The sequence below is a fragment of the Spiroplasma endosymbiont of Lasioglossum villosulum genome (assembly GCF_964020195.1).
Classification (GTDB): domain Bacteria; phylum Bacillota_I; class Bacilli_A; order Mycoplasmatales; family VBWQ01; genus Spiroplasma_E; species Spiroplasma_E ixodetis_A.
Map to the genome: position 1 here is coordinate 127,336 of NZ_OZ026539.1, position 12,283 is coordinate 139,618.

Here is a 12,283-nt window from a genome sequence, read left to right on the forward strand (position 1 = left end):
ATACTTATTTATAATTATACAAGAAATCTTAGTTTAATATCAAACAATCAATTTATTGCAAATTAATTAAACAGTTTGCTAAATTGTAAAGGTAAGTGCAACTAAATTATTTTTCTATCCAAATATTCGATTGGTGAAAGATAATTTAGTATTTTTCTTGGTCTTTGGTTTAAAGACAATATAAATTTATGAACTTCATTTTTATTAGTTTTTGAAAAAATAAATTTTTTAGGAAATTTTTCTCTAATTAAACCATTAGTATTTTCATTAGTACCTCTTTGTCAAGGTGAATATGGATTGGCAAAATAAATTTTTATATCTAAATTTTTTTCAAGTTGTTGTCAATTTGAAAATTCTTTGCCACGATCAAAAGTAATAGTTTTAACAATGTTTTTAGGAAGAATTGATAAATAATAACTAACATTTTTATTAATAACTTTAGTAGTTCTGTTTTTAACTAATATTGCTAAAGTAAATCGTGATACTCTTTCAACTAAAGTTATTAAACATGATTTGCTTTTACCTCGTGATGATACTATAGTATCTCCTTCTCAATGACCAAGTGTTATACGATCATTAACATTTATATCTCGTTCTTTAATTGATTTACCATTAAACTTGCCACGATTTTCTTTAGATTTTCGTTTTTTACCTTTTCTTCTTAAATTTTTACTAGTAACTTTATCAAGCATTCCAAAATAAATTCAAGTATAAATTGTTTTAAAACTAATAACTCACTCTTTATGAAAATTTTTAATTCTGCCATAAATTTGTTCAGGTGATCAACCTAATAGTAATTTTTGTTGTACATATTTTACTAAATTCTTATTTTTAAACTTATGAAAACTAATATGTGATTGTTTTCGATTTTCAGCTTTATTTTGTGCAATTAATGAAAAATAATGATTATTATCTTTATTTCTATTAATTTCTCGAATAATAGTACTAATACTTCGATTAAGATTTTTAGCTATTTCACTAATTTTAAATTTAAATTTCAATTGATTCTCAATATAAATCCTTTCATCTATGCCAAGATGTTTATAACTCATATAAAAACTCCTTACTTTTTTCTAAACTAAATTTAGCATTATGAAATTTTTATATGAGAATTTTTTGCAATTTTATTTACTTGCACTTACAAGTATAACTCAGCGTTTATTAAAAAAATAATAAAGAATATAAATAAAAAGGATTTATGACAATTAATTTTATTAATAGTAATATTTGGTTTGTTATTATTTTCAAAGTTATTTTCTTTTGTTATTTCTAAAATGTAATGATGAGGAATTTTAATTTTATTTTTAGTCCCATTTACGTTCTTATTTATATCTTTTGCTAGATCATTTATTTGAAACTCTAATTTTTCAATGATTTTAAAAAACAAAAAAATAAATCATTTACTATTAACTTTAACTTATTTATATAAATTTTACATACTTTAAATTTATTTTTAATAAAAACTTAATTAATTGTAAAATACATAAAATTTGATAATATATAATTGTTATATAGTATATATAAATTTTAACCAATTACTTTTATAGGAAAGTAAATGGATTTTTTGTTAAAAGGAGGCATTAAAATGGCAGACAAAAATAAATCAGAAATATTTCAAAAAATAATAGCACAGCAAGACATTAAAGATATTTTAAACCAATCAAATTCTACATTTAAAAATAAAAAAGGAAGAAAAAAAGAAAGACATGGTGGCTTAACATTTAAATTCAGTAAAAAATGATACTAATAATCAATTAACAGATGTAATAATTAATGATAACCCATCAAAAAGTCATATAGAAAATTCAGAGACAGTTTCTATTATTTCAACAGATAGTGAAAATATACAAGAAACAAATAATGATATATGAACAGTATGAACAAAATTCAAAAATTATGTATCACCAGCATCAACTTCAATTTCAAATACAGAAGAAATATCACAAACACAATCAATAATTCAAAAACTAACAAAAGAAAATCAGCAACTTAAAAGTAAAATCGAGTCATTAAAACAAGAAAAAGAAAACAATATTAACTTCGACAATTTTAAATATAATGCTGTAACAATTTTAGATGAATATAAAGATATTTTATTTTGAAAAAATCAGCTTCAAGATCAAAAAAAAGAAAAACAAGAACTTGAACAACAACAAGAAAATATAAAAAAAGAAATTTTAAAAAAAAGAAAACTAATTGAAGAAAATGAAAAACTAAAAAATAATAGTCTAAAAGAAAATAAAAATATTACAAGAGAACAAATTAGAAGACAAAGTATTTGAGAAGAAGAAATATACAAAAAAGAAAAACAATTAGAACACCAATTACCATCAATGTGATTAAACCAAGGATTGCCCGTTTCTGAGACAGTCGGATTAAATAAAGATATTGAAAATAAAAGGGAGCGTACCGATGTTGTCAATAATATTCAAATTTGTCTTAAAATTATAAAGTTAAACGAGAATAATTTTGACTTCAATATGCAATTGTATGTTAATCTTAACACTTACTAAATATTAGTCAACAATAATACTTACCTTTATAACTGAAAAATTCTTATTAAAGTAAACTTTAATAAGTTTTATTATATTTTTAGTTATTTTTGAATTTAGATTTTAATTTATAATAATTGTATGGCTGTATTTATTTGATAGCATTTAAAATTAACCATTTTTGTATACATATCAATGTTATACGTTCTATCACCAATCATTTTTTTTAAAATTTGTTTAATATTAGTTTCAGTAAAACAACCAATATTTTCAATTAGTGCTTGGTTTAATACACCATCTTTTGAATTAATAAAATAACCAACTTTTAATTTTTTATATTGCAAATTTAATGATTGTAAAAAATCAATTAATTCATAATATTGACCTTTTTCAAATAAAGTTATTGCATTTTGATAGTGTAATTTAGCAATTTGATTTTTTCTTCTTCCAGCCATTATGCCAAGAAATAAAACATGAAAAGCATGAAATTTATCTAAAATAAATTTAGCATTTAAAATTTCAGCAGTTTTTCTAATTCATTTTGTGCTATCTCCACAAACTACTAAATTTGCTTGGTCAAAATTTTCAAAAAATAAATTACCATATTTTTCAATTAATTTTGCAGTTTTTTCAGAACCAATTTCTGTTTTTGATACTCTTATTTGACATGCTGCTCTTTTATTAATTAATTTTCTATTTTTCTTTTTACCAGTACAAAATACTATTAATCTCATAGAACATTTTTTACAATTTTTAGTATTGTGTTTTTCATTAAACTTAAATTTTCGATGTCCATCATCAATATTTATATATAATGTTTGATTTGGTTGTAATACTATTTTAGGAATATTAGCTTTTGGTAATTCAAATTTTTATATGTTCTGCAAACTGTACTATTACTTATTAAACCTTCAATAAAAGTATCACAAACATCACGATACTTTTTATCATCAGCAAAATATTTTAAAATTTGTTTAATAACATTTGGTGCAAGTTTACTATATTTTTTAACACCAAGATAGTTATCTAACAATGGGACGAATAAATATAACGGATAGATTTTCTAACTTCAAACAATAAAACTAGCAAATCTAAATATTTGTTAATTAAATTATATCATAAATTTTAAAAATGTTAAAAAATATAATTATGATTTTCTAACTTAAATAACACAAAAATACTAATCTTAAAATTAGAATTAAAAAATATTAAATTGTATTATTTTAAGCACTATTAATATAATTTCTACTATTTAAATAATTGGCTCTAGCCATTAACATATTAATTAACGTTGGATAAGCATATATTTTTGCACCTTTTGTTTGAGATTTAACTAAATATTGAATATCACTTTCAGCACTACAGCCAATATTTCAATCAGCAGGTTGATTAATAATACCTTCTTTATTATTTTCAAAAATCCTTAAAGTTTCTTTATTTACTTTTGTTTCAATTAAAAATGCTATTAATTCATCATATTGACCATTACAAAAATATTTTCAAGACTTTAAAAAGTTTTTTAAATTTTCTGGATTAACTTTATTTTTTCTTTTATCAGGTTTATATGCAGTTCATAAATAATAAAAAGCATGATATTTATCTAATACATAATAAGCACCTAAATATTTTGCTAAATTATATATTCATCCAGCACCATCTCCAGAAACTACTAATTTAGCATTTTCAAATTCATAATATTTTTTAATCCATTTCAAGTAAAATCAACTGTTGGATTTGCTTGTAAATAATCTTCTTTAGGACTATATTTATAATCACCCATAAAAGTATAAATTTTATTTGATAACTTATTTCTATTTTTATCTATTTGTTTTTTACCAGTATTGTAACTAATACTACGAATTTTTTGCATTTCTCTTTTATGATTTTTATTTCAAACAGGAACATAACAATCATCAGCATTAATATAAATAAATTCACTATTTTTAACTTTAAATTTTTGTTCTGGTAATTTTTCTTGCACTTTTGCATTTTTATGAATTTTACTAATTGTTACTTTTGAAACATAAGTGTATTTTAAAATATCTTGTATATCTTGATAATGTTTCTTTCTTCCAATATATGATATTATTTCTTCTTTTAATCAACTAATAATTTTTGCTCTTTTTTCAATATTAAACTCTTCATAAACTGGATAATAATATTTTTTCTTTAATTTATCTCAATAAACTCTTTGATTAAAAATCATTTTACCAAATTCAAAAATAATACTACGATTACATTTTTTAGCAACTTTATATCTATCTTTATCTCTATTTTGAAAAAAATATTCATCAAAAGCATGGATTTTATTAACATGATTTGTTATAATTCTATTAATTTCATATTCAAGATTATTTTTATAATTAAACATTTTTTAACACCTTTCTATTTATTTTTTTATCCTAACTATTTTAACAAATTTGTTAAAATATTGTTGAAAAATGTTTGGTTTTAGAGTATAATATTTAAAGAACGATTGAAATAACTAGCAAATCTATTGCAACGTTTAAAGATAACTTTTATTAGTTATCTTTTCTTTTTTAATAAAATAATGTACAATAAAGAAAAATATAAATAGAAAAGGAAAATAAAAATGATTGAGCAATGATTAGCAGATGTAATAGTACTTTCAGTAATGTTTGGAATAGTATTTTTGGTGTTAATTACATGTAAAGGACATGATTTATGCCATAGAGAAAAAAAATGGGTATATTTTTTATGTTTATATCTTTGAATTTTTTTGGTTTATTTTGAGCATATAAAATATATAAAAAAGACCATCCTAATTTTAAATTCTGATTAACTGTAAAAAATAAATTTAGAAGAAAAAATAAAAAAATAGCAGTATAATGCTATTTTTTGTTATAATTATATTATAAAAATTAAAAAAATAAATATATGAATAATTAATAAAGTTAATAAGTTATTTTTGGTAGTTTAACTTAAAGATTATATTAATTATATCATAAATTTTTGTGTTTTTAAAGCATATGAAAGGAGATTTTTATGTGCAAGAAGAAAAAATAAAAATAAGAACAATTTTTAATGATGCTAAAGTTTTAAGGGTAGCATTAGAAGAATACTTTAAACATTGTAAACAAACTGAAGAAGTACCTACTAAAATTGGTATGTTAGTTTATTTAGATATTACAGAAAATACTCTTTATAGTTGAAAACAAAAAAAGAGAAATACTTTTTTACAACAAATTAATTGAGCATATTTACAAATACGCCATATTAATGATTGTTTAAAAATAGAAAATAAATTAATTCGTTATGATAATAAACAATTAGCAATATTAGTAGTTGAATTTTATATTAAATTAGCAAAAGAAAATAATTTGTTATATGAATATGGTTTAACTGTATATTGTGATTTTAGTAATTATACATTTATTGAAATGTTAAATGATACAGCAATTAAATATCAAGTTAACTCATGACTATATTTTAAAGATTGTGTGAAATTAAGACTTGAGTTTAGAATAGGTAAGAATGTGGCTTTAATGGCATCAGAACGCTTAAATATTAGTATGAATGCACAAGCATTATTAGATGAATTTAGATTGGCTGTATGAGACCCTAAAAGTATTAAACAAATACCATTAGCGGGTAATGACCATTTAAGAGATGCTTTTGATTATGCTATAGAACCATATATTAGAAATTTAAGTGCAAATATAAATCCTTATTTTGAAAGGAAATAACATATGAATAATCATAATACTGAAATATTAACTCCTAATTGATGTATGATAAATCTTCAAGAAATTATAGCAAATCATGCAAGTAAATTATTATGGGGTAATGGTTATACTTTAACAAGTGAAGATGATAATTATAAAAGAGCAATTGAAAAATTAAAAGAATGAAATAATTTTGATAGTTTATTTTATCAAGATTGTCATATTAAATCTGGTTATGGTTATAGTATTGTTCAAATTGATAAAAGTAAAACTGGTAGAATATCATTAAATTTTGCTCAACCATATGCTCAATCAAGAGTGGCAAGAGTACTAGAAACTGAATATAGTGCATCAACATGGTCAAGAGTACAATATGATGACCAAAGTATTTATGTTAAAACAACATATACTCCAAATCAAATTATTAGATATTTTACTAGTGATTATGTTACTTTAGATGGATTACAAGAAAAAATAAGTAAAGATTTACAATTACCTTTAATAGAAAATCATAATTTAGGTATTATTCCAGTTAAATTTATGCAAAATTTACCTAAAAAGAATTTCTTTGGTGGAGTTATTGGTGATTATTATCCAGATATGACTGCTTGTAAAGGATTACAAAAATTATTAAATCATACGTTTCAAATTATTTGAAAAGAACTTAAATATAATCGTACAAGAGTGTTTGCTGATATTACTCAACAAGAAATAAATCAAACTACAACTGCAATTGATATGAATGAATTATTTGGTGATTTTGTATTACAAGCAAATTTAAGAAGTCCGGGAAGTACTAGTGGAACACCACCAATTGCAATAATACAAGGAAATCCAGTATTAGATAAATACTCTTCATTTATACAATTTATTATTGATAAAGCATTTGAGGGTAGTGGATATAGCCCAGTAAATGATACTACAAGTCAAAAAACTGAAGCAGAAGTATTAATTACTAATAGTAGAGATATGGAAACTACAAGAATTAAAAGAACTTTAAATCAAAGTGATTGAAATGAAATATTTCAAAGATGTTTTATATTAATGGGCTTAGATGGTGATAAATCTAAATGAACATTTGAAATTAAAGAAAATACTATTATAGATAGATTAAAATCATTAGAAATTAATGAGAGAAAATTAGCATTAGATTTAACTAATAGAAAACGTATTCTTGTGCAAGAAGAAGGTGTTAGTGAAGAAGAAGCAATGAACATTCTTGAAGAAAATAGAAGAATGAGAAAAGAAGAAATTGATTTTGATAATAAATTAGTAAAAGATATTGATGGAGAAATTAAAAATGGGAATGATACCGAAAATAAATCATCAATTAATTAAAACAGTTTGAAAATCAACTGGTGAAATTGAAAAAGATTTTACACAAAATAAAGATTTACAATTTCGTGTATGTCCTTTTACTATTATTTTAGGTGCTATAAATTCAACAGAAACTGGTTATAAACCACCAACTAGTATTCCTAATGATTATACTTCATTTAGTAAAATCTTTACTGGAAGAGAAGCAATACAAGCAGTATGAGACCATTCTTATTATCCTATTCAAAATAAAGATAATCCAGATGAAGCATATAAACAATTACAAGTTGGTGATGTATTTTATGGGAATATATTATCAGACCAATTAGGTATTACTTATTCACCAACACCACCAAATAATGCTTTTATTCAAGAACAAGCAATTAAAAATGTAGTTATTAATATTCCAAATGAACCAAAGAATTTTGATTTTATTAATAATATTGTTTCAAATTTATATAAGTTATATATGATTCCAGAAATTAATAAAGTTATAAATAATGATAAATCAATTAAAGTTGATAGACAATGATATATTCTTGAAGTTGCTAGTAAAACATATAATAATGAAAATAAAGAATTGGCTTATATTCAATGTACTTTTAGTTCATTAAATGATAAATTAGCACATAGTGGATTAGCAATTAATCAATATGTACAATTAGGCGCACCTGCTGACCCAGTAGCATTACCAGCATTAGATGAAAATAATAATATTATTTTAGATTCAAATTATTTAATTCTATTACCAGTTACTCATTGTCAAATATCTTTTTATGGTTCAGTAGAACCTATTTCAATAGCATTATGAGGTAGAGAGATTGATAATAATCCTGAAAATACTAAACAACATAAATATAGACAATATACAAGTAAATTATTATTTCCATGAGAATATCAATGTAGTACATATGACCCAGTAAGTTTTCAAGCATTACCAGAAACAAATTATGTATTAACTGTTCAAGGACAATCAGTTTTAGATAGTTATCAAGATTGACAAAAAGTAATTGCTCCAAATTATGATGATGGTGCAACAAAACATTATGAAGGTCATTTAAGAACTAATGTTGAAAAAACTAAAAATACTAATAAATTAGATGTTTCTAATAGATTAGTAAATTATTGAGATAATAATTTTTTAAATGGTGCTGAAATAGAAGATTATAATTATGCAACTGCTGGTAATCCATATTTTCAATATTATAATAAAAATAATAAAAAATTTATTGGTAATACTCATTATAATATGAATAATAATAAATTTAAGCAATTAAATACTATAAATGCATTACATTATTTTATTTATAATCCTATTAGTGAAATACCATTAACAGTTAGAGAAACTATTAAAATTAATCTTAATACTATTCCAGTATTTGGTTCATTTATGAATGCTTTTGTTGGTGGTTTAGATATTGGTGCTAAATTATCAAGTAATTTATTAATACCTCAATTTCCTTATATAAATGGTTTAATATCTGCTGAATTATATAATTTTTATACAACATTATTATATAGTTCACAAAGTACTAATCCAGCATTAATTCCATTCGATGTATTTAGAAATGATACTCCAGATGCTATTCAATCTGTTGCTGGAACAGCAAGTCATATGACATCATTTACATTTAATTTAACTGATAGTTTATCAATGTCAAAATTTAATATTAATGATAATACTAGTTCTACTGGTTATAATCTTACAACTGATAATTTAGTTCAATTAGATAAAACTGATAAAACACAAATATATTTATTACCACCAGATAATGATATTAATCCTTTATTAAAAGAATCAGATTTTACTAATAAAAATATATTAAAATGAGCAATTGATATGATTGATATTAAAGTTGTAGGTAAAAGTAATTTTAAAATCACATTTTATAGTATGCCAGATAATAGAAGTGGTGCTGTTAATGATAATTTTAGTATTTGAAGTGGTACTTATCAAACCGTTGGTAAAGCAAGTAATAATAGTAGATTAATTCAAAATACATTTATTTTAGCAAATAATACTTTTAAATTTGACCAACCATTTAATTATCCACAAGCAATACAACCACCACCATTAATAGAAAGAGCGCATCCTATATTTATTGATTTAAGTAATCAAAGTCAATATGGGATTACAAATAGTATTATTAGTACTACTCAAACAGATATTCATCAAAGTAGATATCAAATGAGACCGCATATTTTAGAAGATGTTAAAGGTAAATTTCATAATAGTATTGGTATTTATGTAAATCAATATGGTTATGATAATGTTGATAAATTTAAAGAAGATTATGAAAGTATAACATTTAATTTTAATATGAATGCGTTATATGAAACTTATGATGGTGAAACTACAAAAAGTTGAACTAATTCTAAAAATTGATTTACACCTATTAAAATAAATTTAAATGATATTGGTAATTTACCAGATGACCAAAATGATACTGCTCTTTTCCAAGATAAGGATATTATTTATAATAATAATTCTGGAAATCATAATGATAGTAATAATAATTGAACATTTAATGTTAATAATAAAGAAGATTATAGTCAAATTGCTTCTTTAACAAATGCAGAAAGATTAAATAATATATATATTAATGATTTATTATGAACAAATGATAATCCAAGTAGTGGTCACACAATATCTTCATCAACATGATTTAAAATAATGACTTTTAAAACAAAAGCATATGAAAGTCAAGAAGATAATTTAATTGTTATTGAATATCAATTTATAACTACGTTTTCAGCAATACCTCCACAAAGACCACCTTCATATGAAAAAACTAACGCTAATTGAAACTTACAGACTACATCATTAGTAATTAATCCAAAAAGTTCAACTTAGAAAGGTGGTGGTAATTATGTTAAATGAAAATATAGAAAAGGAAGGTAATAATATGGAAGAAAAAGAAAAAGATGAAGAACAAGAAAATGAATCAAAAGAACCAAAAAGTGAATCAAAACCCGAAGATAATGAATCAAAACAAGTAGAAAGTGAATCAAAAGAGAAAGAAGCTGAAGAATCTAAAGAACCAACTTTAGAAGATAAATATAAAGAATTAGAAGAAAAATATAATGCTTTATATAAAGAAAAAACTGATAAAGATAGAGAAATTAGACATTCAGAAAGTTATAAAAAATATGATTTATCACAAGAAAATATTAATTTATTAAAAAGATATCTTGGAGATAAAGAAGATATTGATAAAGAATTATCATTATTAAATAAAGATTTTCCACATTTATTTAATAAAAATAAAGATACAAATATTAGTAATTCTTTAGATGTAAAAGATAAATTTAAAGAAAATAAAGAAGATGAAGTAGATACTAGAAAAATAGGAATGGTAGGTTAAAAATATGACAAAAATTGAATTTAATGAAAAATATGAAAATCTTCAAAGTGATTATTTTGATATTTTTAATATTACTAGAACTACTAAAGTGGAATTACCAGAAGATTATAATATTGAAAAAATTATTAATGAATATAAAGCCAGTAATATTGATTTAGAAAAATTAATTAATTTTCAAAAAGAAATATTAAATGATTTAAAACAAATTAAAGGAGAATAAAAATGGCAATTATTACAACACAATCAACAACAATTAATGACCCAAGTAATCCAACTGGTAAATTAGATTTATCAGTAAAATATATTAAAAATTTAAAAGTTTTATTATCAAAAAGAGTAGCATTAATTAATGCAACAGTAGAAAATAGAGAACAATTAGATGCTGGTACTGCTATTTATAATATTACGAAAAGAAATCCTACTGAAGATTATACAGCAGGTGCTGGTGCCAATATTCTAACAGCAGTGAATACAGTTCAAATTCTTTTAAATAAAAAGAAAGAAATTAATTTTGAAGAAGAAACATTAGATTTAAAGTTATTAGGTGCAAGATATGAGGATGGTAATGTTCTTGTATCAGATAGTTTAGCATCAAGTTGAATTGATGCAAAAGCAAAATCAGTAGAAATATATTTAGTAGCAAAATTATTAGCATTAGCAGTTAAAACAGCCAAAGATAATGGAATTATTAATATTGCATTACCAAGTAATCCAAAAATAGATGATTATAGAATGCTTTTATGATTAAAAATATCAAATACATTAGCAACATTAAAAGCAAGAATTACTGATGAATATATTGGTACAGATGAAGAAGATTATGTATTATGAGTATCTAGTTTTTTTAAACCATTAGTATTATTATCAACAACTACATTAGGTAGTGATAGTGCTTCACAAGCATTAAAAGATGGTAAAATTGTAGAAATTGGTGGTATTAAAATTATAGAATGTCCTTGATTAGGAAGAAATTATCCTGCTGGAGTTATTGATAAACAAGAATCATTTAATTTTTTAGGATGTGATGCTGTATTAGTTCATAAAGAATCAATAGCATTTCCATTTAATCGTGGTCAAGATAATACTTTTGTTTTACAAACAAATGGTAATGTTAAGAATTTTCATAAGTTTTTAGTTTCAGAAGGTAAAGCATTACGTCCAGATTTAGTTAAAGGATTTACAGTTACTTCAAGTATAGATATTGCCACAGCAATTGAATTTACTAATTTAGGAAAAATAACTATGGCTGGTGATACTCCAACTGCAGATGAAGTAGAAAAAGCAGTTATTACTAAAAATCCTAATTATCAAAAAGGTAATGCTAATTTTTTAAATTTAACAGCAACAAGTGCAAATGTTGAAGGTAAAACTTTATATGATGGTTCTTTACAAGTAACTTTTACAAAGAAGTAATAAAGAAGTA

Annotated in this window: 12 protein-coding genes; 7 read left to right on the plus strand and 5 right to left on the minus strand. The window is 22.6% G+C overall.

The window, feature by feature from the left end:
- Positions 1-101: 101 nt before the first annotated feature.
- Positions 102-1,052 carry an IS30 family transposase gene (locus AACK81_RS00715; protein WP_338960236.1) on the minus strand — a complete coding sequence of 317 codons (951 nt, stop codon included), beginning with the start codon at positions 1,050-1,052 and terminating at the stop codon, positions 102-104.
- A gap of 533 nt (positions 1,053-1,585) precedes the next feature.
- Here AACK81_RS00715 and AACK81_RS00720 point away from each other — a divergent pair.
- Complete coding sequence (locus tag AACK81_RS00720) at positions 1,586-1,747, plus strand: hypothetical protein (RefSeq protein WP_338961736.1); 162 nt, start codon at positions 1,586-1,588, stop codon at positions 1,745-1,747.
- An 873-nt stretch (positions 1,748-2,620) separates the two neighbouring features.
- Here AACK81_RS00720 and AACK81_RS00725 read toward each other — a convergent pair.
- The 4 genes from AACK81_RS00725 to AACK81_RS00740 all read right to left on the minus strand — a co-directional run bounded on the left by AACK81_RS00725 (position 2,621) and on the right by AACK81_RS00740 (position 4,863).
- Positions 2,621-3,226, minus strand: a complete 606-nt coding sequence (locus tag AACK81_RS00725; RefSeq protein ID WP_338961737.1) for a hypothetical protein — start codon at positions 3,224-3,226, stop codon at positions 2,621-2,623.
- 101 nt (positions 3,227-3,327) lie between these two features.
- Positions 3,328-3,525 carry a hypothetical protein gene (locus AACK81_RS00730; RefSeq protein ID WP_338961738.1) on the minus strand — a complete coding sequence of 66 codons (198 nt, stop codon included), beginning with the start codon at positions 3,523-3,525 and terminating at the stop codon, positions 3,328-3,330.
- A 190-nt stretch (positions 3,526-3,715) separates the two neighbouring features.
- Positions 3,716-4,207, minus strand: coding sequence for a hypothetical protein (locus AACK81_RS00735; protein WP_338961740.1), 492 nt, complete (start codon positions 4,205-4,207; stop codon positions 3,716-3,718).
- Complete coding sequence (locus AACK81_RS00740) at positions 4,162-4,863, minus strand: UPF0236 family transposase-like protein (protein WP_338961741.1); 702 nt, start codon at positions 4,861-4,863, stop codon at positions 4,162-4,164. Before AACK81_RS00740 ends, AACK81_RS00735 begins: the two co-directional genes overlap by 46 nt.
- 637 nt (positions 4,864-5,500) lie before the next feature.
- On the opposite strand from AACK81_RS00740, the gene AACK81_RS00745 reads away from it, so the two are divergent.
- The 6 genes from AACK81_RS00745 to AACK81_RS00770 are packed head-to-tail and all read left to right on the plus strand — an operon-like array spanning position 5,501 to position 12,273.
- Entirely contained in the window at positions 5,501-6,199 is a 699-nt protein-coding gene (locus AACK81_RS00745; protein WP_338961743.1) for a terminase small subunit, read from the plus strand.
- A 3-nt stretch (positions 6,200-6,202) separates the two neighbouring features.
- On the plus strand, positions 6,203-7,516 hold the full coding sequence (locus tag AACK81_RS00750) for a hypothetical protein (protein ID WP_338961744.1): 1,314 nt from the start codon (positions 6,203-6,205) through the stop codon (positions 7,514-7,516).
- Positions 7,479-10,349, plus strand: a complete 2,871-nt coding sequence (locus AACK81_RS00755; RefSeq protein ID WP_338961746.1) for a hypothetical protein — start codon at positions 7,479-7,481, stop codon at positions 10,347-10,349. Before AACK81_RS00750 ends, AACK81_RS00755 begins: the two co-directional genes overlap by 38 nt.
- A gap of 16 nt (positions 10,350-10,365) precedes the next feature.
- A complete protein-coding gene (locus tag AACK81_RS00760) occupies positions 10,366-10,860 on the plus strand; it encodes a hypothetical protein (RefSeq protein ID WP_338961747.1) in 495 nt (164 codons plus the stop codon).
- Positions 10,861-10,864: 4 nt separating this feature from the next.
- Entirely contained in the window at positions 10,865-11,080 is a 216-nt protein-coding gene (locus tag AACK81_RS00765; protein ID WP_338961748.1) for a hypothetical protein, read from the plus strand.
- Positions 11,081-11,082: 2 nt separating this feature from the next.
- Positions 11,083-12,273: a hypothetical protein gene (locus AACK81_RS00770; protein ID WP_338961749.1), complete on the plus strand. Its 1,191-nt coding sequence runs from the start codon at positions 11,083-11,085 to the stop codon at positions 12,271-12,273.
- Positions 12,274-12,283 lie beyond the last annotated feature (10 nt).